The organism is Aporhodopirellula aestuarii (assembly GCF_023701485.1).
In the GTDB taxonomy this organism is placed as follows: domain Bacteria; phylum Planctomycetota; class Planctomycetia; order Pirellulales; family Pirellulaceae; genus Rhodopirellula; species Rhodopirellula aestuarii.
Genome location: NZ_JAMQBK010000025.1, coordinates 42,775 through 65,914, shown reverse-complemented (window position 1 = coordinate 65,914; position 23,140 = coordinate 42,775). Strand labels below are relative to the sequence as shown.

The window sequence follows — 23,140 nt, the reverse complement described above, 5'->3', positions numbered from 1 at the left end:
GACTGAAATCAACATTCACAAAACTCCGCGTGCCTCTAACTGCTGTCGCGCCGTCATCGCCCGCGGCTTGGCGACTTCCCCGATTGGCCGACGCGGTTGTCCGGCGTGCGTTGGATTGCGCCGGGACCGTCGTGTCTGCTTCGCTTCGCTGGAGGCGGCAAAGAATTCGGCCAACCATGTCCGCGTGGTGCGGTAGGTCCCCCCGAAGTACTCGCACCGCAGTCGCACGCCGGCGACACCGTTGGACCGCCACCGCTTGACCGTGTTGATGTGGGGCCGAAACCCCGTCATGTCTTCGACGGCGGCGGGGATCTCTTTGGAGACGATCCAATCGGTCACGGCCACGTCGACATCCGAACCGCTCACGAGCCCGCCCTCCGATAGGGTTTGCACGTGCTGCGTTTGGGCGGCGCGAAGAACTCGACGATCAAGTCTTCGCCGTCGCTGATCGTGCGTACTTTCTTGCCCCGTGCCTTTGCTTCGCGATGAGCGACGACAACGAGGCTGCGTCGGGGACCGGTAAAGTCGTCACCTTTGACGAGTCGCCATGTCCCGCCTTTGACCAACGTGTCCCAGTCCACGTTGATCGCGTTGGACCGAAACTGAACGGCCTTGGTTACTGATTGCGGCATCTCTTCCTCACATTGCAGGTTTGCCAAAACACCAGGCGATTGCCTGACGGGCCGAATGCTAGGCGAGACTATTTACCGAATCAATGAATAAATTCTTTAGGCAAAGCAAATCCACTTGCAAGTTCTTTACTGGCAAGCAGTTAAATTTCCTGTTATGCTATTTATGCATTGATTTTCTATTCGTTCATTGGTTGATTCGCATGGCCCGCAAACCAAAAACGCCTGAACCGGTCAGTCGAGAAGCCATCGCTGCGGCGGCGGTCCGGCTGGAAATGATCCTGCGCACGTTCAAAGAGTGCACCGAGGAACTCGATGCGGGCGAATCCCTGCAGGTGAACTACAGCCAGTCGCTGGGCAGAGGACTCGATGCACTCGAATCGTTCGAGCCGGAATTGAGGATCTCGCTGGCGATGCACCGGGCGGGCACCCCGGTCCAACCGGTGGAGCCGTCGCCGGATGAACAAACGATCCTGGACGGACACGATGACATCACCGACGCGGTCGCTTCGCGGAGACGCAAGAAAGCGGCTCAACCGAAGGCGACGCGAAAGGGAACGAAGAAGCGAGACGCGAAGTGAGTGAATCGACGAATAATCTCAACTCAGAAAAGCTTCGTTGCCCTGAGTGCGAGAAGTCTTTCAGCACCAAAAAAACGATGGGCATCGGTGATGACCGGTCGATCCCCTGCCCGAACTGCCGGAAAGAGAACAAGCTGGGCTTGTGGCGGGTGGCGGACGAACCTGAGGAGGAGGTTGCGTTCATGCCGGTGGAGAGCCCGCCTGTACCACCGGATACGGGGGTTGCGGCGACTCCAGTGCCAGAACCAATCGTGGAACCACAGCCGGGCAAGGGCGAGCACCCTAGTCCCGCATCCATGGCTGCTTCGATGGTGAGTGAGTTTGCCTGGATGCTGTTTTTGGTTCCGACCGCCCTTGCATTTATCGTTTCGTGTCTGCTGATGCTGGGGAATATGGCCTCGGTGCTAGGACACCGCGATCGCTTTGCAACTGACAATGCTTATGGTGCGGCCGCCAATGCTCTGGAACAGATCGAAGCGATGTTCGCGACGCTGTTGTGTTTGATCGTGACGGTCATTTTATTCCAAGTCCTGCGTTGGGCGCTCAAAGCGTCGAACCGGACCAAGCGACCAAACGTGTCATGCTAGCAAATCACCCTGAACGGTTAACCCAACCGTAATAGAACGCCATTTAGGGTGTCATCGCTATGCTCGAACCAGGATCAAAGATTGACCTGACGTATCCAGAAAAGACTCTTGTCGATCAACTCGAGCACTGCCGCCGCCGGAGGATCCGTGTGATCAAGGTGCGTGACCTGATGGCCGAGCCGCTGACCGTGGCCGAGTTTCTCCGCCGGCCGTTGCTGAACCGGTCGCGGTGGCTGATCACGGGATTCGATGAGGACATCGGCAAACCGCGGCAGTTCTATTTGGGCAGCAGCGTCGAATTTCGTGCCCCGCAAATGCTGAAGGTCGCCCTGTATGAACCCGAATCGCCGCGGCCGGCCTACGCGATCAGCCGCCCGTTCGGACCGTCCAAACGTGACCGGATGCTGATGGCCAAAGCCCTCGCGTCGTGGTCACTGCGCGACATCGAGGACATGCAGCTGGGTATCTACGCGGATGACCTCTCGGTCGTGGTTCCGACGCCGCCGCGGATCATCCTATCTGGCGGCTAACTTCGATCGCTTTGTCCCGATCGCGTTCGGCATAAATCTGGGTCACGTCCGCTTTGCTGTGCCCGAGGATGACTTGGGCAGCCTCCAAACCGAACCGCTTGCGGACTTCTGTCCCCCGGGTGTGACGAAGCTGGTTGGGTGCCCAACGATGCGAGTCCTCCCATGCTTTGGAAACGACTTCGTCATGTTTGATCTCGTCGGGAACCGGCCAAGCCCGCTTGCACGCTCTGCCGATCGCTTGGCCGTAGCTCGCCGTAGTGAAGAACTCTCGCGGATGCCGTTGGTTCTTACTCGGGGATCGCGAATCCCGTTTGCGGCCCCGGGCGTTCCCGCAAGAGGCAGGTGTGACACGGTTGGCAGCAGCCTGCTCTCGATGCCATTCGCGGGATTCCGCGGCCGAGAAACAGTGGGAGTCGCTTGCTCGCAAAAGATAAGGAGTCATGACGGCCTGGGCCTCCGGTCCGATGTAGACGGTTCGAGCACGCCCGTGGTGCTCTGTTTTGTGCCCGCCGACGCGGTATTCCCAAACGTCTTCCGATCGGTCGATATCACGGGGGCGCATCTTGCAAACTTCACCGGGACGCATTCCGGTCAGTAGTTGCATCGAGATCATTGCCCGAACGACGGGCGACAAAAACTCGAGAATCGCCTCCACTCGCTCGATTTCCACCGGTGGAACGTCCCGCATGTCGGGTGCCTCGCACCGTCCTTTGTGCAACGTCTCCACCGCGGTGAGCGATTTCCAGATTTCCTGCGGCACAATTTCCTGAGCCACACCCCATTTGAAGATCCGAACCAGACGCCCTTGGTTCTTATTGACGGTCTCCCGAGTGACGCCCGATTGGATCCACTGCAGCCGACAGGCTTTCAGGGCCAACGGTCCAAAATCCACCACCAGCTCATCACCATAGAAGGAGCAGACGGTATGGATCACCCGCCGAAACGATCCGACCTCGGTTGTCTGGACACCATCTTTGACGTAGTAGGTCTCGGCGTGATTCAGAAACCGCAGACAGAGGTCACAGATCGTGACGGAGCCAGGCATCGGCACCTGACGACCACCTGCCAGATACTCGGCGACACGCCGATCATATTCCTGAATCGACGTTTTCGATCCGTGGGGGCCGAGGTAGAAATCACGGCCGCCGAGGGTCACCACGGCTTGGCCAGAAGACCGGTGTTTCCGGTACTTTGGGACAGCTTGAGAGAGTTTGGGCACGATTACGCTTTCGGTAAAAACCCAAAACGGTATTTACCGTTTTGCGCTTCGAAGAAAACGCCGCGCTGCCAGAACTCGGCAGGTCACCCAAAGGTGTTTCGGCTATAAAGAAAATCCGCCTTTTTGAAAGAGGCGACGGTGGGATTCGAACCCACGAATAAAGGATTTGCAATCCTTCGCCTTAGCCACTTGGCCACGTCGCCTTCCTGATCCATTGGCCCCAAACCCCCGCTTGAGAAATTTCTCGTGGGAGTTAAACGTTTCCGAAGAGAACGTTTGGGCCGATGACAAACTTTGCAGAAATTGGTCCGTTTAGGAAGACCGGGTTGCCCCGTTTTTTTCCTTCATGGTCTCAATCTCGGTGATAACCGTCTATTCGACATTTTCGTCGCAGAGCTTGAACTCCCGCGGACGAATTTTTTCAAATCAGACCGACGAGATCGCTTCTTGAAGGGCAGCCTTGGGACGAATCCCGACAAAACTCTCGGAGACTTCGCCGTTCTTGAACAGCAACAACGTGGGAATGCTGTTGATCCCGAACTTTTGAGCGACACCTGGGTTTTCGTCGATGTTCACTTTGCCGATCGACACGCCTGGGTTCTCTTCGGCCAGTTCGTCGATCATCGGAGCGATCTGACGGCAAGGGCCGCACCATGGAGCCCAGAAGTCGACGAGAACAGCCGAATCGCTTTTGAGGACTTCGGAATCGAAATTTGCATCGGTGAATTCTTTGACGGCGTCAGAGGCCATGATTGGATCCTGTTGATGTTGTTTGTGAAGAGGATTTGGATGTTCTATGCGACCGCAGGAGATTTTCCGAGCCGAGGTCTGAGTAGATACAATTTATCGTCTCAATGTTCGCACACCAGAGGCTTCCGCCGCCTGGTGTTGGAAGTCCGGCCAAGTTGGCAGAGATTGCCGCTCTTGAAGGCGAGGTCGATGAGGCAGCAAACACTGGGCCAACTGGTCCAGGATCACCGCGGTTGCCCCCCAAATTCGCAGCGACTGATGCACGAACGCGGGGGCACTGAAGCGAAACTGGGCGACTTCGATGGCCGGGTCAGCAGCCGCCTGTACCGCCCGTCGATGCCAGATAGGCTGCACTCGAGCTTGCTCGAAAACCGCAGCCAGGGGCAACAAAATGACTTCGTCGACTTCACCCGGATCGGGCTTCCACGGCATTTCTGGCTTCCGCATCACGCAAACGACTGGGGTCACCTCGTTGTCGCTGGCGTAGACGTACTGCGTCGGCAAATTGCCGCAAATCCGGTAGACGTCCGCGGGAATCCCCAGCTCTTCTTCGAATTCACGCAAGGCCGCTTCGGGCGGCGTTTCATCATGTTCGATGCGGCCGCCGGGGAAACAGATCTGGCCCCCGTGATGTTTGAGCGCGTGGGGACGCCGGGTAAGCGGAAAAACCCAGCCGCAATCGGGATCAAAATACATTCCGACCGCGACGGCAGCCCGCCGTGAATTCATGCGGGCGGGACCACGGTGGCGACCGTAGGCGAGTTGCGGCGTCATGTTCCAATCGAGCGAGTCCGCCAGCGAGGCGTTTTGAAGCCGCTCGAGCCGCTCGGACAGCCCCGCGGCCATCTGTTTAAGCGGCAATGCATTCCAATCGTGGAGCGCTCCCAATGCTCCGCCTGGGCTGATGCTGCCGGGCGTGTCGTGGTTCGATCGTGACGTGTTGAGGTTCACCGTTGTCTAGATCAAGGATTCGAGCAACCGACGCAGTTTTCGTAGTTCGACGCGATGGTCGTGATCGTCCATCGGAGCCATGTCGACGGTCAGGGCGCGGTTGTATTTCTCGCGTTCGAGCTGGGTGACGATTTTCCCGTAATCGATTTCACCTTGCCCGACACTGACTTGGAATTTGTCTTTGCTGGTGTCACGGAGCTGGACGTTGGTGACGTATTTCAGCAACTGGTCAAAGCCCTTGCCGACCGCCATCGCTTTGGCGACCGCCGGATTTTCGGCCGACGCGATTAACGCCACGCTGGGGTCGAGGGCGATCCCTAGCCCATCGATATTATTACAGAGGACAAGCAGCGTATCAGGATCTTCGCTGAGACAACCGAGCATACACCGCACACTCAGCCGCACACCTTCGCCTTCAGCGATCGCGACGAGTTTTTTGAGGTGTTCGACTTCTTCGTTGAATGGTGTCCCCTTTTCAGCCGAGGGGACGGAAATATTGACAACCTTGGTGGCTTTCGCGATCCGGCACATGGTGTGGAATTGAGCGTAATGCTCTTCCCCGGTGCTGGCCAATTCGAGGCGATATCCGCTGATATCCATCCGGTGGGTATACCGCAGGAGCTGGATGGCGCGGTCCTCGTCGGCAAGCAATTCACTAGGTTTGGCTGGGCCGATCGATTCCTGGACGGCGATTTCGACGGCGGTAAAGTCGAGATCCTGAAGCAGCTCGATCGCAGCCTGAAGTTCCAGATCGGGCCAACATAGAGTCGAGGCGGCAACAAACACGCGGTGCGTCCTTTCGAGTGAGCAAGCATAAAAATCGGTGACTCTCGGCTCGACCTAAATTGCCTAGCCCAGAGGCTTTCACTCTAACCTTCCCGTACCTCGCAAGTCCAGCCGAGTCGGGGGAATCTCAGTGGGGCGAAATCGGGGACCGCTCACAGTTCGCGTGGGGGCTCGTATGACGGTCCGGTTTCTTTCTATTAGACTCGCACCCATCCTTCTCCATAAATTCTCCCAATATGCGTTTGAGTGAAACATGTTTTCGGAAACCGCTGGCAGCCGGAAAGCGATCGGCGATGTCGATGTCATCTTTCACGACGGGTTGTATCACCTCTTTCACCTGGTCCTGCCCAACCATGATTTCATCGCTCACGCGGTGAGCACGGACGCGCTCAATTGGCGGCGAGTCAACAACGCGTTGTTTGTCGGTGATCCCGGCAGTTGGGACGATTTGATGTTGTGGACGATGCACATTTCGCCAGATCCGCACCACCCAGGGAGCTGGCGGATGTTTTACACGGGGTTGTCTCGCCGCGACCACGGGGATTACCAACGGATCGGGATGGCGGTGAGCGACGACCTGTTTCACTGGAAAAAATCGCCGGTCCATTGGGCGGACCACCGCGGCCCGAACGATCCGCAGCGGGTCAAGGAAGCGGTGAAGTTCAGTCGACAAAAAGCGATACCGTGCTGCGATGCCCCGTACGACGAGCACAGTTGTTTTCCGCTCGAGCCTGATCCAGCGTTTTATGAGTCTTCCCTCGACGAAGGACGACACTGGATCAGTTTTCGAGACCCGTACTATTTTCACGATGGCCAAGACGGATGGCTGATGGCATCGGCTCGCGTCAATCATGGACCGATCGTTCGGCGGGGGTGCGTAGCATTGATGAAAGAGGTCGAGCCCAACCATTTCAAAGCGATGCCGCCGCTGCACCACCCCCGGTTATACGACGACATCGAGGTCCCCAATCTGATCTGCATTGACGACGACCACTACCTGATCGGCAGCATCCGCGAAGACGCCAAAATCCGTTACTGGCATTCTGATGATTTGCGTGACCGTTGGCAGAGTTATCACGACAACGTGCTGTTGGCGCAAGGCAACTACGCGGGCCGCGTCTGTCGGGACGATCAGGGTTGGTTGTTATGGAATTTCTATTCCATGACGACGCAAGATCGGCTGTCCAATAACATCATGCCGCCGCCGAAGCGTTTGCGTCAAAACGATGAGGGGCTGTTACGAGCGGTGACGTTTGAGGGCATCGACAATTACGTTCGGGAAACCATCGCCGCCCAATGCGTGCATGGGTTGATCGAGGATGCGGAGCCGTCGGAACAGAGTTGCGTTTTCGACAACGGTCAACTCGAGATTGCGTGTGAGAGCGGCTTTCAAGCGTTCGTCTTCGACGGTGAACTGGAACACTTTCGCTTCGCCTCGAAATTGAGCCTGGATGGTCTCGGCAAATGCGGCCTTGTGTTTCGAATCGATCCTGAAACCCGCGATGGCTACTACATTTCGTTGGACCTGTATAAGGGTGTGGCTCAGCTGCGTGCCTGGGGTACCGATGAACTCAGTCTCGGCGAGCATATGATGCAGTTCGCATCGCTGCAGTCGGGATTCTGGCACGGGGAAATCCGTGGCTCGGCAGACGTGAAATTGATCGCCTTTGGCAGCTACATTGAACTTTCCATCGACGGACGCGTTGTCCTGTCGCTTGCCGATCACCGGTTCTCGCGCGGCCATTTGGGGATTTACCTCGAGACCGCCGTGGCCCGTTTGTCCGATATCGAGATCGTCCGCCTGGCGTCACCGCGGCAAACCGACGAACACCTGACCAGTGGCTAGGATCCCGTCCCGCTGTCGGATTCGTGTTATCGCGAAGCTCGGTAGGCGGTTCACCACCGCGGCAGTCCATTGCATCAGTGTTTTGTCTATCTTTGTGGATCGGATGCCCTTGATAGATGGATGATTGCGTGCCCACCTGCGGGCAAGTAACCTGGGCGGCGAGAAAGAGTGCTTTGTCGGCATTCCAACTTCGCATGAGACCGGACGGCTCGCGCCGTTCCGCTAAGATTTTTAGCGGTAAGGCGCGAGCCCTCCGGTAGAAGCAACACTCAAGTTGAAGTTAGACAAATCATTGGCTGGACGGCGATATTTTTTGGTAGACGTATTGGGTTTTTCGCCTCTTACGTAGCTGAGTCTCTTTGAGACTCCGAAAGCGGGTAACCCCCGCAATTATTGGTCTCAGGGGACATTGATTGTTTTAGTGATGTTTTTAGCGGAACGGCGCGAGCCGTCCGGTGACGCGGGACCGGACGGCGCGCGCCGTTCCGCTACTTTTGAAATTCCTCAGTAATACAACCGACGTCCCGAGAGACCGAGCTACGTGAAAAGTATCGCTGTCCAGCGAGTGCGTTGTCAGTATAGAAACTTGGGTGAGACCGGACGGCTCGCGCCGTTCCGCTATGATTTTTAGAGGCAGGGCGCGAGCCCTCCGGTTGAAGCAACACTCAAGTTGAAGTTAGACAAATCATTGGTTGGACGGCGAAAGTTTTTGGTAGACGTTTTGGGGTTTTCGCCTCTTACGTAGCTAAGTCGCTCTGAGACTCTGAAAGCGGGTAACGCCCGTGAGCATCGGTCTCGGAGAGACCGAGCTACGTGAAAAGTATCGCTGTCCAGCGAGTGCGTTGTCGGTATAGAAACTTGGGCGAGACCGGACGGCTCGCGCCGTTCCGCTATGATTATTAGTGCCACCTCCCACCCCATTTCCCACCACCTTAACCGTTCGCTGGAGTCGTTGATGATTCGTGAAGTTTCGTTTGCCGCCTTGTTCGTTGCCTGTATCGCTGTTCCCGCCATGGCTGATTCGCCAACTGCGGCCACCGACACCGAAATGAAATCGCTTTTTAACGGTACCGACCTGGAAGGATGGAGCGGCGATCCAAGGCTTTGGTCGGTTCGCGATGGAGTCATTCATGGTGAAACGACCGAAGAGAACAAAGCCAATCGCAACACGTTTTTGATTTGGCAAGACGGCAACACCGCTGACTTCGAACTCGAACTGTCGTTCCGATGCAACGCGACAAACAACTCGGGCATCCAGTACCGATCGGAGCACAACACGAGCCCGAAAGCTCCCAACAAATGGTCGCTCAAGGGTTATCAACACGAAGTCCGCAACGAAGTCGACTTCCCTAACATTTCGGGGTTCATCTACGGCGAAGGTCTTAACCGGGGTCGCATCTGCTTGGTCGGAGAGAAGGCGGTTCAAAAAGGTGACAAGAAGGAAGTCCTGGAGACTTTGATCACCCCTGCAGAATTCAAAGAGCTGTTCCGTTTGGACGACTGGAACGATGTCAGAATCGTTGCCAAGGGCCGTCACATCCAGCACTATCTCAACGGCCGCTTGATTCTTGACTTCACGGATTCAGAAGAACTCGCCCTCCTCGATGGCGTGCTCGGTCTCCAACTCCACGCGGGCAAACCGATGTGGGCGGAATTTAAGAATATTCGCTTTCGCTCGCTGTAGCCGCGTCCGACGCGACGGCTTCGTTGACAACCGGTTATCATCTCGTAGATCGAGTCGCTCCCGTCACCAAAAGCCGGTTCGTTGAAGCATCGCAGTACCCGAGACGTTGTTGAAGACCTTCGTCGTGGCCAACGTTTGATCGAGGTCACTGACGAAGTCGATCCACATTTGGAAATGGCGGAGATTCAACGTCGTGTCTATGCCAACGGCGGTCCGGGCGTGCTGTTTTCTAACGTCCGCGGTTGCCGTTTTCCGATGGCATCGAATCTGTTCGCGTCGCTTGAACAAGCACGCTACCTGTTCCGCGACACGTTGGAATCGGTGCGACGTTTGATCGAAGTTAAAGTCGATCCTTCGGCGTTGCCCAAACGACCGATGCGATATGCCGGCGTGCCGCTGACCGCGATGACCATGCTCCCCCGCGGCGTGCGGCGTGGTTCCGTGATGGAAAACTCATGCGGCCTCTCCGAATTGCCGCAACTGAAGTGCTGGCCCGATGACGGCGGTGCGTTTGTTACACTGCCTCAAGTCCTGAGTGCCGATCCGTCGGCGCCGGACAATTTGATGCGGGTCAACCTGGGCATGTACCGGGTGCAGTTGTCGGGCAATGAATACGACCCGCAGTCACAGGTGGGATTGCATTATCAGATCCATCGCGGCATCGGCGTTCATCACCGAGCGGCGATGGACCGAGGCGAGGAACTGCGGGTTGCGATTACGGTCGGTGGATCGCCCGCGATGAGCTTGGCCGCCGTGATGCCACTGCCCGAAGGGTTGACGGAATTAACATTCGCGGGCGCGCTGGCGGGGCGAAGGACTCGAATGATCCGCGGCGATCACGCTCCCGTTTACGCCGATGCCGACTTTGCGATCGTGGGACGCATCGACCCTACCGCGACGATGCCCGAAGGCCCGTTTGGCGACCATCTCGGCTACTACTCCCTCGAGCACCCCTTCCCGTTCATGCGGGTCGACAAAGTCTGGCACCGCGACGGTGCGGTGTGGCCCTTCACGGTGGTCGGCAGACCGCCCCAAGAAGACACGACCTTCGGGCAATTGATTCATGAATTAACCGATCCGATCATCCCGAGCGTGATCCCAGGCGTGAAAGCGGTGCATGCGGTTGACGCCTCAGGGGTACACCCATTGTTATTGGCGATCGGCAGTGAACGTTACATGTCATACCTGAACGCGGCCGAACCCCAGGAATTGTTGACACAGGCCAACGCGATTTTGGGTAACGGGCAACTGTCTCTGGCCAAATATCTTTGGATCACCGACGATCCACGTGATGAACTCAAGATTCACGAAATCGGCGCGTTCCTCCAACACATTCTGCGTCGCATCGACTGGCGTCGTGACTTGCATTTCCACACCCGCACCACCATCGACACGCTCGACTACTCCGGCACCGGGCTCAATCAAGGTTCCAAAGTCGTGATCGCCGCTCGTGGCGAGGCACTTCGAGAACTTCCCCATACGTTACCCTCGGACCTGTCGCTCCCGGAAGGTTTTCGAGACGCGCGTGTGGTGATGCCGGGCGTGCTCGCGATTTCTGCGCCGAAACATGAAACGGAAACCGGCCGCCAACAGGTGTCTGAGCTCGCCGATGCGCTTGCGAACCAAGACACCGTGAAGTCATATCCACTGATCACGGTGTGCGACGATGCCGAATTTGCAGCCGCCAATTTGAACAATTGGTTGTGGTTAACATTCACGCGCAGCAATCCGGCAATCGATATCGCTGGGGTGGACGAATTTGTGCTCGATAAACACTGGGGATGTCGCGGCCCGCTGCTGATCGACGCGAGAGTCAAACCACACCACGCGCCGCCACTGATCGAAGACCGAGAGACACTCGCCAAGGTGGACGCACGAGCCGCACGCGGCGGCCCGTTGGCACGGTATCTGTAACGGTTGCAATGAACCCCGGGACAGATTTCTAGCCAGAGCATTCTAGAGAAAGATTAGGCGTTTTATCGGTAGCTACCTTTGCCGAACCTGATCCACCGTCTGGCGACGGTAGCTACGGCAAGAAATCAATGCCGCGGTCTCGGCGGACGTCGAGTGATATGGTCCTCTTCCTAGTGGAACGGCGCGAGCCGTCCGGTCCCGTGCCACCGGACGGCTTGCGCCGTGCCGCTACTTTTGAAATTCCGCAGCAATTGAATCGACGTCCCGAGAGACTGAGCTACGCTCGCCAAGGTGGACGCGCGAGCGGCACGCGGCGGCCCGTTGGCACGGTATCTGTAACGGTTGCAATGAACCCCAACCGCGCGACTAAAACGCTGGTGGTGTTGTCTGCCTCGGTGGTCTGTCACAATGTCGCGTTTGACAAATGCCATCGATTGCCGACTTGCGTGTGCCATGGATCAGATTGTTTATTACGACCGATACCTCGATCAAACTTGCGCTGAGAAGGTTTACGGGGACAAGGCATTGCGATGGACATACGGGTCACTGGCAGGACGGCTCTCGTTGAACCTGCTCGTGAAGCGGGCGTTGTTCTCACGCTGGTACGGCTGGAGGATGGATCGCCCCGTTACGCGAGAGAAGATTTCGGCATTCATCCAAGATTACGAACTCGATGCGTCTGAGTTTGTTTGTAGCGTCGATGACTTTGCAAACTTCAATGAGTTCTTCTATCGACGTCTGAAGCCGGAGGCTCGACCGATCGATCCGGATCCGACGTCGGTCGTCTTCCCCGCCGACGGACGGCACCTCTGCGTTCCAGACCTTTCGCGGTGCGACGGGCTGTTCGTGAAAGGTGAAATGTTCGATCTGGAAACGCTGCTCGACGATAAATCGCTCGCGGATCGATACGCCGGTGGTAGCCTCTTGTTGTCGCGGTTATGTCCAGTGGACTACCACCGATTTCACTTCCCTGCGGCGGGGGTCCCGGGTCCAACGAGGCTGATCAACGGACCGTTGTACTCGGTCAATCCGATCGCGCTTTGCCAAAACATCCACATCCTCGCAACCAATAAGCGATGTGTGACCGAACTCGATTCGCCCGAGTTTGGCAAGGTTTTGTTGCTTGAAATCGGTGCGACTTGCGTGGGCAGCATTTGCCAAACGTATCAGGAGGGTGCCGCGGTCTCAAAAGGTGACGAGAAAGGCTACTTCCGGTTTGGGGGTTCGTCGACGATCACGATTTTCGAAGCTGGTCGAATTCGGTTTGATACCGACCTGATTGAGAACTCACAGCAACACCGCGAGCTGTACGCTCAGATCGGTGATCATATGGGCACGTCGGTTTAGCTGGAGAGCGGCACGTTGTGGTGGAGGTATTGGAGGTTTGGCCCCTTGCGTGGCTGAGGCTCTGGAGGCGGGTATTGCGTACGATTCTCGGTCTCGGGGGACGTTGATTGTTTTAGTGCGTTTTAGCGTAACAGCGCAGGCCGTCCGGTGACTCGGGAACGGACGGCTCGCGCCGTTCCGCTACATTTAAAATCCCGCCGGTAGTGGCCCACGTTCTAGCGAACGTAGCTACTGTTCAGGTGCTAACAGGCTTGGCAGCGACTGGTTTCGTCAAAGTTTCCCTTTGTCGTTGTCGATAACGAACACATGGCTGCGTATGAGTCTTCCGTCAGCGTGGTGTCTCACGCGCCGAAAATCGCCTCCGATGAGATGGTTTTGACCATCCCCGGATTCTTGGCTGGCCGCTGCAGCATGCGGCGTATCGATGACGCTTTGTGCGAAATGGGCTACCAAACGCGACACTGGAACTACGCGAGCCTGCGTGGTTCCATAGTGGATCATGCGGCCCGCTTGAGTCGTGATCTGTGCGAATTGGCCGAATCGACCAAGATCCGCCGCATCCATTTTGTCACGCACAGTATGGGCAGCGTGATCGCGCGGGCGGCGATTCACGACTCCCGACTTGAGACTCGCTTTCATCACAAATGCGGCCGGATCGTGATGTTGGCCCCTCCCAATGCGGGCTCAAGGCTGACTCGCATTCCACTGGGTCCGTTCGCACCATTTTTCCCACAGCTGATCGAGTTGTCCGAGACACCCGCCAGCTATGTCCGCTGCCTGCCACCGTTCCAACACATTTCGGTCGGCGTGATTGCTGCCGAGCGTGACTTCGTCGTTAACCCCGACGCCACACACTTGTCCGGTGAGCGTGACCACGTGACGCTGCCGACAACGCATCAAGGACTGCTCGCGGATCCAGATGCGATCGAAATGGCGATCCGATTTTTGAAATCAGAACGTCTCGAATCGGCTCCGACGACAATCCCGTTTCCACGTGTCGCTCAGCGTCGCTCGGTCCATTCGGCCGCGGCGTAACGCTGGCGTTGGATCCGCCGACTGGCATCTTGTTCGTCGGCGGTAAGTTCACCCAACTGCCAATCGATTGACATGGCTCGGCCGATCCGCTCAGCGATCGAATTGGCGATCGCAGCTGGCTCGAAAAAAACGGCCGTGAGCTCGGCAACCCCCGGCAACTCCGCGGCGAACTTGGAAACCTGCAGCAGTAAACTGCCGTGCTGCAAGACACCGCCGCGTACCCGACGCTGGGCACTGCCTAGAATCTTATAGCCGCTACAGATCAAATCCTCGTCGGTGCGACGTTGGAAACAGAGAAACGGTTCGTCACGCTTTGATCGCAGTCCAGATGCAATTGCCCGCGTTGCATCTTGCGTTTTTGCTTCGGCAGCGGGCGCTGTGTCTCGGTAGGGCACCGCGGTGACACCGATCGATCGCAGCGTATCGATGACGCACTGATGCACAGTTTGGTAGACGCCTTCACGAGCCCCAGGCCCCGCATCAGTCAAGGGCAACGATAGCGAATAGGTCAGTTCCAGGTCGTGAAGGATCGCACCGCCTCCGGTTGAGCGGCGAACGATATCAACCGGCAAGTTCGCCCATGGCGAAGCGTCCGCGATCGCTTGAAAATACCCCAACGACAACGTTGGCCGTGACCATCCGTAGAACCGCAAGGTCGGGGCAACGCATTGCGTCGCCACCGCCTCGGCAATGGCTTCATCGATGGCCATGTTGGCGGCCGCGTCGCAACGTTCAAACGGCAATAGTCGACCATGCGTGGTCGATGATTCCTCAGTGGTCACGCGGCGGCTCCGCGATCATCGTGACTCGCAATGTCGGTGCCGCACCCGGTCAACAAAGAGCAAGGTGATTGGTGCCTGCGCATCACGTGCCGGACACCACTGATAACGTCGATCGGATAAAGCAGCATCGACGCGGGGCGGTTGCCACGCGTCGATCGTCGTGGGAATGAAACAGAGTCACCAATTTGCATTAGCCTGCTTGGGAACACTGTTTTTCGTAGGCAGCGTGGTCCATCAACGTGTCCGGCAAATCGCCATCCAGTTTGACTTTGATGATCCAACCGAAATCGTAAGGATCGTCGTTGAGCGCTTCGAGGTTATCAGGCAAGTCCGAGTGAACTTCAACGACTTCGCCGGCCACGGGGCTGTACAGCGGACTGACCGCTTTGACCGATTCGACTTCGCCGAATTCTTCACCAACCGTCAGAGTTCGGCCAACTTCGGGGAGGTCCATGTAGACCAGATCGTTGAGTGCTTCGATCGCGAATTTTGAAATGCCGATTGTCGCCATCGCCACTCCATCTTCTTGGGTGACATCTACCCATTCATGAGATTCGGCGTATCGCAGTTTTGTGGTGTCGCGTGACATGGATTCTCTCTCGAGGAAAACAGAACAAACAAAGAAAACTCGACGCGTTTAATAGTCTACCCAAGAAGAGCGGACGCGATCAGCGGTCGAGACTGGCCGACTTAGGAAACGGCTCGACGATAGAACGGCAACTTTGTCGACCGAGCGGTTGTCGTTTTTCCGCGGATGTCGATTTGGTATTGAGCATCGGCGGCGTGCTTGGCATCGACCATCGCCATCGCGATCGGCACACCAAGAGTCGGCGATGGGCCGCCGCTGGTGATCGCACCGATCTTTTGGCCGTCTTGATCGAGCACGTCGCAACCGTCGCGTGCAGGCCGCTTGCCTTCGGGCAGCAGTCCGATGCGAACTCGCGAAGGTCCTTTTTGCTTGATTTCTCGCAATGCTTCATCACCGATGAAGGTGCGGTTGGGCAGATTGACGGCGAAATTCAAACCGGCCGAAAACGGGTCAACCGTTTCATCGAGTTCATGGCCATAGAGCGGCATCCCGGCTTCCATCCGCAACGTGTCTCGGGCACCGAGTCCCGCAGCGGTGAATCCGGCTTCGCGACCGGCCAGCATGATGTTTTCCCAGACGCGGGTCGCTTCTTCCGCACGCACGATCAATTCCAAACCGTCTTCGCCCGTGTATCCGGTGCGGCTGACGATGACGGGTTTGGCAAATTGATCCGTGATCCGTGCTTCGTAGTTTTTGAGTCGCGACGGATCGAACGAAAACAGTTTCTTGCAAACTTCAATCGCCATGGGTCCTTGCACGGCGATCATCGCGGTCAGCTCGGTCCGGTCGGACATCGTGACGGTGGGAAAGTCCGCGAGGTGGGGCTCGATCCACTTCAGAATTTTGGCCCGGTTGGATGCGTTGACGACTAACAGATGAAACCGGCGTTCGGAGGGCGTTTCCAAATGGGAAACGAGCACATCGTCGAGCACGCCGCCTTCGGCATTGCAGACCATGCTGTAGCGAACGCCGCCGACGGGCAGATCGGTAACCCGGCGAGTCAAAACATGGTCAAGAAACTCAGCCGCTCCCTCGCCGTCGAATCGCAACCGTCCCATGTGGGATACATCGAACAGGGCGGCTTTGGTCCGGCACGCGTGATGCTCGGCAACGATCCCACTGGCGGGTTTGGGGCCGCTCGATTCTCCGGTCGCGGTTGGTTCGGGTGCCGCGTATTGGATTGGCATCTCATAGCCCGCGAAGGGGACCATTTTTGCGCCCATGTTGCGGTGCCACTGGTCGAGCGGAGTCTTGGCGAGACTGTCATTTGCCGCTGGCTCGTGCGATGCGGATGCAGAAGAATTCGTCATGGGCGGATTCGTTGGCGCACACCTCGACCGTTTATGTGCTAACGGATCAAGGCAGCGAAGGGACGTTCGAGATGAAAAAGATCAATGCCGCTCCCCGGAAGAACGACGAATCAAAAATCCTCGTTCGTCCAGGTTGCGATCAGGAGTTTACCAAGTCGAAACAGCGGAACTACCCCTCGTACGAAAAGTTGAATCGCGAAAACGACGTGCATCCTCATAGTTGACCGCGTCCTCCGGCGGTCGATTTTCGTTCCGGGACGAAACCAAACCGTCGCAATCGCAGGAGTGGAAAATGAAAGCCGCAATCCGTCACCGCGGCAATCGCGGGGTGAGTGCACAAAGGTGATTTTTATTTATTGGGTTGCATCTTTTTGCGAAGTTGAGCGGTGAACGCATGACGTCCCCGACTCGGATGCATCCGTAGCGGAAACGGGTCGGATCGGGTTCAATGATCGATATCATGCGTGCTAACTCCGACAACGATTCCCCCGCCGACAACGATCCGCTGCCGGCGGAACATACTCCCGAGCAGATCGCGACTGCCCACCATGAAGCGGGGCATGCCGTGATGGCGGTCTCGTTGGGACGGACGATTCACAAAGTCACGATTGCGCCGGGAAAACCACAGTTCGGCGCCGCACGACTCGGGCATTGCGAAGTCAAGAAGGGACGGTTCAAAGGCTCGCACGATCCGCTCGAAGATGACGTGTTGATCCTGATGGCTGGGATGGTTGCCGAAGCCCGGTTTACCGGACAATATTGCCACCGCGGCGCCGCACGTGACTTGAAAGACGTTGCCAATCTATTGTGCACACGTGCGGCCTCCCCGCGACAACACGAAACGCTGCAGCGACGAATGCTGGCCAAAACGGAGCACATCCTCAGGGACGCGGCCCACGTCGAGGCAATCGAATGCATTGCAAAGGAACTGCTCAATAAAACGACGATCAGCGGACGATCCGTTCGACATCATTTCCAACAAGCTCAACAACGAAACCATTAGTCCATGGCCACCTCCACTGCTAACGCCACCGATTCGAAGATGATTGAGTCCATCGCACGCGAACTGAACTTGCCCGTCAAGCAAGTCACGGCGGTGGTGGAATTGCTGGGTGAAGGTAACACAATTCCGTTCATCGCCCGCTATCGAAAAGAAGTCACCGGGGGCCTCGATGAGATCGCGCTGCGTGCGATCGAAGACGCTCTTGAAAAAGCAACCGCATTGGCGGCTCGAAAGGTGACCGTTTTAAAAACGATCGAGGAACAGGATTTACTGACAGATCAACTGCGCCGCGAAATCGAATCATGCGCAGATCTTCGCACACTCGAAGCGATCTACCTGCCGTTCAAACCGAAACGTCGCACGCGGGCGACGATCGCTCGAGAACGGGGCCTCCAACCGCTCGCCGATTTGCTGCTGCAGCAATCCAAACTCAACCGTTCCAAAAAAGAAATTCTCGACGCATTCGTCAATCCGGATCTTGAGGTTCCTGACACCGACACCGCGGTCGCGGGCGCAATCGACATCATCGCGGAACAGTGGAGTGAAGACGCCCAGGTGCGTCAGTGGATGGTCGAGAAGGGATCGAAGTTCGGTCAAATCACTTCCCAGGTCAAACGTGGCAAGAAGGAGGAAGCAGCCAAATTCGAACAGTACATCGATCGACAAGAACCCGCTTCGCGAATTCCCGGTCACCGTTTGCTCGCGATGCTGCGTGGCGAAGCCGAAGGCGTGCTCAAGGTGGGGCTCGCGATGGAAGACGACCGAGCGATTTCGCATATCAAGTCCACATTCATCAAAAACCCTTCGTTCGAGTTCAATCGCGAACTGCAAACCGCCGCGGAAGAATGTTTCAACCGGCTGCTTCAACCCGCGACCCAATCGACGGTGTTGCAGATGTTGAAGGAACGTGCCGATGAAGAAGCGATCAACGTGTTCGGCAAGAACCTACACGAACTGTTGATGGCGGCGCCCGCGGGACCGCGCGTCACGATCGGGATCGACCCCGGTTTTCGAACCGGGTGCAAGGTCGCCGTCGTTGACGGCACGGGCAAATTCCTCGCCAACACAACGATCTATCCGACGCCACCGAAGAGCGATGTCGCCGGAGCCGGCAAGAACCTGCTCGCCCTGATCCAAAAGTACAATGTCGAACTCATCGCGATCGGCAACGGCACCGCATCCCGCGAAACCGACTCCTTCGTTGCCGACTTGATTGCCCAACACAAACTCGATGTCACCAAAGTGATGGTCAGCGAATCGGGTGCGTCGATTTACTCGGCCAGCGAACTGGCAGGCAAGGAGTTCCCGGATCTCGACATCACGGTTCGTGGTGCGATCAGTATCGCCCGCCGCTTGCAAGACCCACTCGCGGAGTTGGTCAAAACCGACCCCAAATCGATCGGTGTCGGTCAATACCAACACGACGTCAACCAAACACAACTCCGTAAATGCCTCGACCGCACCGTCGAATCATGCGTTAACCGTGTCGGCGTGGACTTGAACATGGCGAGCGTCCCGCTACTCGCCCACGTCGCCGGCATCGGTCCCAAACTCGCCGAGAACATCGTGCTCTACCGCGATGCAAACGGACGGTTTGAGAGCCGCATGGAATTGATGAAGGTTCCCAAGCTCGGAAAGAAAGCGTTCGAGCAAGCGGCGGGCTTTTTACGGATCCGCGGCGGAAAAGAACCGCTCGACAACTCTGCCGTTCACCCCGAAAGCTACCCCGTCGTCGGAAAGATGGCGAAGGAACTACAAGCGGACACCACAACACTCGTCGGCAATGCAACGTTGAGCCAAAAACTCAAGCCAGAACGCTTTGTCGACTCCCGCTTCGGCCTCCCAACGATTCAAGACATCATCGCGGAACTCGCCAAACCGGGACGGGACCCGCGGAGCGAATTTAAAGTGGCGAAGTTTGATTCGTCGGTGAACTCGATGGAGGACCTCGCCGTCGGGATGGTTCTCGAAGGGGTGATCACCAACGTCACTCACTTCGGTGCGTTCATCGACCTTGGGGTGCACCAAGACGGGTTGATCCACGTTTCTCAATTAGCCAACCGTTTCGTCAGCGACCCGAGTGAAATCGTTTCGGTCGGCGATGTCGTGAAAGTCAAAGTGCTCGAAGTCGACATGGATCGCAAACGGATTGCGGTGACACGCAAGTTTTAGTGGCCGCGGGTTACGCCTGAGAACGCAGAGCCTTGGCGAGCGGGCAGTACTGCATCGCATCGTCCGCACCGCTGCGGTATTTTTCGAGCAGACGCCGCGACTGCGCCGCGAGTTGTCGCCGGACTTCGCGCCGTTCGCCTTTGACACGGGCGATCGTCATGTTGTCGTAGGCGGTCGTCTGATGTCGCATCCAAGCGATCACGGCCGACTCGGCCCGTCGCTCGATTGGGATGCGCTGAGTTCGTGCGACCGTGCCGCTGCCGACAGGCGTGGCGTGCTGCGTCACGGCAGCTGCGAATCGATCGGCGATGGACGCGTACACCGGATTGAAGTTTAAGAACGCAACCACGGCGGTGTGGAAGTCTTCGACGTACTCTTCCTGCTTTTCTTCCCGGCGAACCTTCGCGGCAACCTTGGCTTTGGCGTATTGCGGCGTGTTGCGGGTGGCCTCCATCGAAGCCTTTGCGGTTTCGATCTGAGCGGTATCCGCCCACAAACCTTGAGAGAACTCGCGACGCCCCTTCCGCTCTTTCATCGTCCATGTCGGACCGGCGGCTTTGACTCGCCGTGTCACGCCCGCGTCACCCGGCGGAAGGAGCGACCAAGAATCAGGAACCGGCACGACGTCACCTGACGGCAGGACCACGGCACGATCGCCTGGTGCTGGAGCCACAATGAGCGTTTGCTGGTCGAGTGGCAGATTGGGATCCGGGTCGGGATGCTTGGGTTTGGCAGATTTTCTTTTTGGCATCGAGTCCCTGTGTCAACCAGATAATTAGCCTCGCTCGCGAACGCGGCTTTTGTTCGTAGTGAAAATTGAGATGGGATGGAGGGTCGGTTCCTACAGCCAAATCGAGTCCGTCCTGCGGGAACCGGACCTGCGTGATTTTACAAACGCCAAAGCCGAAATGTTTTAAGAGGCTCAGGCTGGAGAAACCGGCACGAGCTGGATAGCGTCAATTTCTGGCAGACGTATTCAAGCTTTCGCCTCTCACGTTGCTGGGCCACGCCGAAAGCGGGTAGCGTTTGCAATTCACGGCCTGGGACAGGCTGTGAAGTTATTAGTGTGGCCGTTCGCTAGGGACGTCGATCGTATTACGGATGGATTTCAAAAGTAGCAGAACGGCGCGAGCCGTCTGGTGACTCGGGACCGGACGGCTTGCGCCGTTCCGCTAAAAAAGACACTAAAACAAATAACTTCCCCCGCGGACGAGCGTTTCCGTAAGCTTCGTTTGCGGGTGACGTCGATTGGATTACTGAAGGATTTCAAAAGTAGCGGAACGGCGCGAACCGTCCGGTGACTCGGGACCGGACGGCTTGCGCCGTTCCGCTAAGAAGAACACTAAATCACTCGATGTCCCGAGCAAACGGCCACCTTGCTTCGCCTCCGGCGAATAGATTCAGGAGTTATCGCCGAGCGGTGCCGGTTGGTCTTGGTCTCGGAGAGACCAAGCTACGTGGGAGCCCGAGCTACGTGGAGAGCGATGCGATTGAACTAAGCTGCGCGGCGAGTGACGCGGTCTTGTTCGATCCGACGACGTGGGATGGCATTGGCGCCCACCTCGCTTTGGCTCGGGAACGCGTACCACGAACGCTGGTCGATCGCTTGCAGGATCGATTCGGCAACCGCGACGGCGCGAGCACCGGCGGAACCGTCGACGACGGGAACACCGCCGCACTGGACGCTGATGACAAAATCATGCAGTTCGTCGAGGATCGCGTTTCGTGGCTCGAGCTCACGCACTTCGCATTGCAGATGCTCTTGAAACAGCGTATCGGCATATTTCAATGGGTTGTCCGCTTCGGTGCCGAGGTCAAAATCCCGTTTGGACAACGACTCGCTGGCGCGAACGGTTGCGAGAGCGGGTTTGCCGAAATCGATTTGGGCAAATCCGGCGGGGCTGTACAGGACCATGTCCCGGGCAGGCAACGGGCTCACGCGTGAGGCTTTTAAGTTGGCAACCAAACCACACTCGAACTCCAAACGTGCTTCGGCAATGTCTTCGTGATCGGAGACGACCGAGATGCCGCTGGCGGCGATCGATCGAACCGGTGCACTCGTCAGCGAGAGCACCAAGTCAAGATCATGAATCATCAAATCCATAACAACGCCGACATCGAGACAACGTCCCGGGAACCGCGATGCCCGTGTGGCTTCGACATATTTCACGTCGACGCCGAATTCTTCGAGAGCAGTGAACGCCGGGTTAAAACGCTCGACGTGACCGACTTGCAGCACGAGCCCGCGGGTCGACGCCAACATCGCGAGGCGACGGGCGTCGTCAGCTTCGTGGGTAAGCGGTTTTTCGACAAAGAGATGCTTGCCGGCTTTGAGCAGGGTCGTCGCGATTTCCGCGTGACACTGCGTCGGCGCCGCGATCACCGCAGCGTCAAAAGAGCCCATCGCATCGCGGTAATTGGCGTATGCGGTGACGGGCGACTCATCGCAGTGATGGGTTGCCGCGATCGCTTCCGCCGCCTGCAGATCGGGATCGCAAACGGCGGTCAAGCTCGCGCCATCAACTTGGGTGAGTAATTTTGCGTGAATTCGTCCGAGATGTCCGCCACCGATAACGGCGACGCGTAGTTCGCGGCTCATGCTGCTTTCTTTCGGCGGTCCCGGCCTCTTCCGGCCCGACCACCACATGTGGTTTCTAAACAATCAAATAGGTGTCGAAGAACGGGCCGAATCGGTCCAGTCTTGAACATCTCAACGCGAGAGGGTTCGATACCGATCCGTTGGCGATACAGCAGACGGAACGCCTGAGTCAATACCGCAATGTCATCTTCGGTGTAGTCGTGCCGTTTGAGGCCGACGGTGTTGATACAACGCGGCTTCGCGTCGTAGCCTTCGATGATCACGTAGGGTGGAACGTCTTGCAGAATCCGGCTCATCGCACCGACGAAGGCGAGCGTGCCCACGGAAACGAATTGATGGATTCCGGCGCCACCGGCGATCGTGACATCGTCATGGATGTGCGCATGACCTGCGATCATGCAGTTGTTCGCCATCACGATGCGGTTGCCGATATTGCAGTCGTGTGCGATGTGGGTGCCGGTCATCAGGTAGTTCTGATTGCCAACACGGGTCACGCCGTCTTCTTTTTCGCTGGCGCGGTTGATCGTGACTTGCTCGCGGAAGACATTTCCGTCGCCGATTTCAACGCGAGTCGGAGTGGCGCGATAGCTCACATCTTGCGGGTGCGATCCGATCGAACAGTGTGAGAAAACCTGATTGTCGTTACCCAACCGGGTGACGCCGGTGATGGTCACATGGTCTTCGATACGGCAACGGTCACCAATGGTGACATCGGGTCCGATCACGCAAAAATGCCCGACGCGAACGTCTTTGCCCAACTTGGCTTTTGGGTCGACCACGGCGGTAGGAGCGATCACGACACTCATCGGGGAGTCCTTAATGAAAG

General features: G+C 57.2%; 23 protein-coding genes and 1 tRNA gene. 11 read left to right on the top strand and 13 right to left on the bottom strand.

Going from position 1 to position 23,140, the window contains the following annotated elements; all coding sequences use genetic code 11:
* Window positions 1-15 precede the first annotated feature (15 nt).
* Entirely contained in the window at window positions 16-366 is a 351-nt protein-coding gene (locus tag NB063_RS09960) for a DUF1580 domain-containing protein (protein ID WP_250928574.1), read from the bottom strand.
* A complete protein-coding gene (locus NB063_RS09955) occupies window positions 363-632 on the bottom strand; it encodes a hypothetical protein (protein ID WP_044256597.1) in 270 nt (89 codons plus the stop codon). The genes NB063_RS09960 and NB063_RS09955 overlap by 4 nt, the downstream gene beginning before the upstream one ends.
* Window positions 633-832: 200 nt before the next feature.
* On the opposite strand from NB063_RS09955, the gene NB063_RS09950 reads away from it, so the two are divergent.
* The 3 genes from NB063_RS09950 to NB063_RS09940 are packed head-to-tail and all read left to right on the top strand — an operon-like array spanning window position 833 to window position 2,327.
* Window positions 833-1,210 (top strand): hypothetical protein, encoded by a 378-nt coding sequence (locus tag NB063_RS09950; RefSeq protein ID WP_250928573.1) that lies wholly within the window; start codon window positions 833-835, stop codon window positions 1,208-1,210.
* Complete coding sequence (locus tag NB063_RS09945) at window positions 1,207-1,797, top strand: hypothetical protein (RefSeq protein WP_250928572.1); 591 nt, start codon at window positions 1,207-1,209, stop codon at window positions 1,795-1,797. Before NB063_RS09950 ends, NB063_RS09945 begins: the two co-directional genes overlap by 4 nt.
* 59 nt (window positions 1,798-1,856) lie before the next feature.
* Window positions 1,857-2,327, top strand: coding sequence for a hypothetical protein (locus tag NB063_RS09940; protein WP_250928571.1), 471 nt, complete (start codon window positions 1,857-1,859; stop codon window positions 2,325-2,327).
* Here NB063_RS09940 and NB063_RS32445 read toward each other — a convergent pair.
* The 5 genes from NB063_RS32445 to NB063_RS09915 form a co-directional block, all read right to left on the bottom strand.
* Complete coding sequence (locus NB063_RS32445) at window positions 2,308-3,546, bottom strand: tyrosine-type recombinase/integrase (protein WP_250928570.1); 1,239 nt, start codon at window positions 3,544-3,546, stop codon at window positions 2,308-2,310. The two genes, NB063_RS09940 and NB063_RS32445, sit on opposite strands and share 20 nt — an antisense overlap.
* A 130-nt stretch (window positions 3,547-3,676) precedes the next feature.
* Window positions 3,677-3,749: transfer RNA gene (locus NB063_RS09930), tRNA-Cys, on the bottom strand.
* Between the two features lie 223 nt (window positions 3,750-3,972).
* On the bottom strand, window positions 3,973-4,296 hold the full coding sequence (gene trxA, locus NB063_RS09925; protein WP_250928569.1) for a thioredoxin: 324 nt from the start codon (window positions 4,294-4,296) through the stop codon (window positions 3,973-3,975).
* Between the two features lie 93 nt (window positions 4,297-4,389).
* The gene (locus NB063_RS09920) at window positions 4,390-5,247 is read right to left on the bottom strand and encodes an NUDIX hydrolase (protein WP_250928568.1); all 858 of its coding nucleotides are present in this window, start codon (window positions 5,245-5,247) and stop codon (window positions 4,390-4,392) included.
* A 6-nt stretch (window positions 5,248-5,253) separates the two neighbouring features.
* Window positions 5,254-6,033: a sugar phosphate isomerase/epimerase family protein gene (locus NB063_RS09915; protein ID WP_250928567.1), complete on the bottom strand. Its 780-nt coding sequence runs from the start codon at window positions 6,031-6,033 to the stop codon at window positions 5,254-5,256.
* A gap of 253 nt (window positions 6,034-6,286) precedes the next feature.
* Here NB063_RS09915 and NB063_RS09910 point away from each other — a divergent pair, with 253 nt between their 5' ends.
* From NB063_RS09910 to NB063_RS09890, 5 genes are all read left to right on the top strand, one after another.
* Window positions 6,287-7,879 (top strand): glycoside hydrolase family protein, encoded by a 1,593-nt coding sequence (locus NB063_RS09910; RefSeq protein WP_250928566.1) that lies wholly within the window; start codon window positions 6,287-6,289, stop codon window positions 7,877-7,879.
* A gap of 955 nt (window positions 7,880-8,834) precedes the next feature.
* Window positions 8,835-9,563: a 3-keto-disaccharide hydrolase gene (locus NB063_RS09905; protein ID WP_250928565.1), complete on the top strand. Its 729-nt coding sequence runs from the start codon at window positions 8,835-8,837 to the stop codon at window positions 9,561-9,563.
* Between the two features lie 81 nt (window positions 9,564-9,644).
* The gene (locus NB063_RS09900) at window positions 9,645-11,477 is read left to right on the top strand and encodes a UbiD family decarboxylase (RefSeq protein ID WP_250928564.1); all 1,833 of its coding nucleotides are present in this window, start codon (window positions 9,645-9,647) and stop codon (window positions 11,475-11,477) included.
* 453 nt (window positions 11,478-11,930) lie between these two features.
* Window positions 11,931-12,824: a phosphatidylserine decarboxylase gene (locus NB063_RS09895; RefSeq protein ID WP_250928609.1), complete on the top strand. Its 894-nt coding sequence runs from the start codon at window positions 11,931-11,933 to the stop codon at window positions 12,822-12,824.
* 306 nt (window positions 12,825-13,130) lie between these two features.
* Window positions 13,131-13,859 carry an esterase/lipase family protein gene (locus NB063_RS09890; protein WP_250928563.1) on the top strand — a complete coding sequence of 243 codons (729 nt, stop codon included), beginning with the start codon at window positions 13,131-13,133 and terminating at the stop codon, window positions 13,857-13,859.
* Here the strand turns inward: NB063_RS09890 and NB063_RS09885 are convergent.
* The 3 genes from NB063_RS09885 to gcvT form a co-directional block, all read right to left on the bottom strand.
* Window positions 13,826-14,641, bottom strand: a complete 816-nt coding sequence (locus tag NB063_RS09885) for a lipoate--protein ligase family protein (protein WP_250928562.1) — start codon at window positions 14,639-14,641, stop codon at window positions 13,826-13,828. The two genes, NB063_RS09890 and NB063_RS09885, sit on opposite strands and share 34 nt — an antisense overlap.
* Before the next feature lie 190 nt (window positions 14,642-14,831).
* The gene (gcvH, locus tag NB063_RS09880) at window positions 14,832-15,230 is read right to left on the bottom strand and encodes a glycine cleavage system protein GcvH (protein ID WP_250928561.1); all 399 of its coding nucleotides are present in this window, start codon (window positions 15,228-15,230) and stop codon (window positions 14,832-14,834) included.
* Window positions 15,231-15,331: 101 nt separating this feature from the next.
* Entirely contained in the window at window positions 15,332-16,540 is a 1,209-nt protein-coding gene (gcvT, locus tag NB063_RS09875) for a glycine cleavage system aminomethyltransferase GcvT (RefSeq protein WP_250928560.1), read from the bottom strand.
* 71 nt (window positions 16,541-16,611) lie between these two features.
* On the opposite strand from gcvT, the gene NB063_RS09870 reads away from it, so the two are divergent.
* From NB063_RS09870 to NB063_RS09860, 3 genes are all read left to right on the top strand, one after another.
* A complete protein-coding gene (locus NB063_RS09870; protein WP_250928559.1) occupies window positions 16,612-16,764 on the top strand; it encodes a hypothetical protein in 153 nt (50 codons plus the stop codon).
* A 236-nt stretch (window positions 16,765-17,000) separates the two neighbouring features.
* Entirely contained in the window at window positions 17,001-17,543 is a 543-nt protein-coding gene (locus NB063_RS09865) for an ATP-dependent metallopeptidase FtsH/Yme1/Tma family protein (RefSeq protein WP_250928558.1), read from the top strand.
* Between the two features lie 42 nt (window positions 17,544-17,585).
* Window positions 17,586-19,715: a Tex family protein gene (locus NB063_RS09860; protein ID WP_322975105.1), complete on the top strand. Its 2,130-nt coding sequence runs from the start codon at window positions 17,586-17,588 to the stop codon at window positions 19,713-19,715.
* 10 nt (window positions 19,716-19,725) lie between these two features.
* On the opposite strand, the gene NB063_RS09855 is transcribed toward NB063_RS09860, so the two are convergent.
* The 3 genes from NB063_RS09855 to lpxA all read right to left on the bottom strand — a co-directional run bounded on the left by NB063_RS09855 (window position 19,726) and on the right by lpxA (window position 23,120).
* Entirely contained in the window at window positions 19,726-20,466 is a 741-nt protein-coding gene (locus NB063_RS09855) for a DUF2293 domain-containing protein (protein ID WP_250928556.1), read from the bottom strand.
* 744 nt (window positions 20,467-21,210) lie between these two features.
* Complete coding sequence (locus NB063_RS09850; protein ID WP_250928555.1) at window positions 21,211-22,314, bottom strand: Gfo/Idh/MocA family protein; 1,104 nt, start codon at window positions 22,312-22,314, stop codon at window positions 21,211-21,213.
* Window positions 22,311-23,120 carry an acyl-ACP--UDP-N-acetylglucosamine O-acyltransferase gene (lpxA, locus tag NB063_RS09845; RefSeq protein ID WP_008680048.1) on the bottom strand — a complete coding sequence of 270 codons (810 nt, stop codon included), beginning with the start codon at window positions 23,118-23,120 and terminating at the stop codon, window positions 22,311-22,313. Before lpxA ends, NB063_RS09850 begins: the two co-directional genes overlap by 4 nt.
* Between the last annotated feature and the right edge of the window lie 20 nt (window positions 23,121-23,140).

What these genes read in the sequence shown, in the direction of transcription:
- NB063_RS09905 (WP_250928565.1), top strand. Translation starts at nt 8,835, where the DNA reads ATGATTCGTGAAGTTTCGTTTGCCGCCTTGTTCGTTGCCTGTATCGCT.
- NB063_RS09895 (WP_250928609.1), top strand. Translation starts at nt 11,931, where the DNA reads ATGGATCAGATTGTTTATTACGACCGATACCTCGATCAAACTTGCGCT.
- lpxA (WP_008680048.1), bottom strand. Translation starts at nt 23,120, where the DNA reads ATGAGTGTCGTGATCGCTCCTACCGCCGTGGTCGACCCAAAAGCCAAG.
- NB063_RS09950 (WP_250928573.1), top strand. Translation starts at nt 833, where the DNA reads ATGGCCCGCAAACCAAAAACGCCTGAACCGGTCAGTCGAGAAGCCATC.
- NB063_RS09855 (WP_250928556.1), bottom strand. Translation starts at nt 20,466, where the DNA reads ATGCCAAAAAGAAAATCTGCCAAACCCAAGCATCCCGACCCGGATCCC.
- NB063_RS09890 (WP_250928563.1), top strand. Translation starts at nt 13,131, where the DNA reads ATGGCTGCGTATGAGTCTTCCGTCAGCGTGGTGTCTCACGCGCCGAAA.
- gcvT (WP_250928560.1), bottom strand. Translation starts at nt 16,540, where the DNA reads ATGACGAATTCTTCTGCATCCGCATCGCACGAGCCAGCGGCAAATGAC.
- NB063_RS09955 (WP_044256597.1), bottom strand. Translation starts at nt 632, where the DNA reads ATGCCGCAATCAGTAACCAAGGCCGTTCAGTTTCGGTCCAACGCGATC.
- NB063_RS09850 (WP_250928555.1), bottom strand. Translation starts at nt 22,314, where the DNA reads ATGAGCCGCGAACTACGCGTCGCCGTTATCGGTGGCGGACATCTCGGA.
- trxA (WP_250928569.1), bottom strand. Translation starts at nt 4,296, where the DNA reads ATGGCCTCTGACGCCGTCAAAGAATTCACCGATGCAAATTTCGATTCC.
- NB063_RS09910 (WP_250928566.1), top strand. Translation starts at nt 6,287, where the DNA reads ATGTTTTCGGAAACCGCTGGCAGCCGGAAAGCGATCGGCGATGTCGAT.
- NB063_RS09870 (WP_250928559.1), top strand. Translation starts at nt 16,612, where the DNA reads ATGAAAAAGATCAATGCCGCTCCCCGGAAGAACGACGAATCAAAAATC.
- gcvH (WP_250928561.1), bottom strand. Translation starts at nt 15,230, where the DNA reads ATGTCACGCGACACCACAAAACTGCGATACGCCGAATCTCATGAATGG.
- NB063_RS09940 (WP_250928571.1), top strand. Translation starts at nt 1,857, where the DNA reads ATGCTCGAACCAGGATCAAAGATTGACCTGACGTATCCAGAAAAGACT.
- NB063_RS09865 (WP_250928558.1), top strand. Translation starts at nt 17,001, where the DNA reads ATGCGTGCTAACTCCGACAACGATTCCCCCGCCGACAACGATCCGCTG.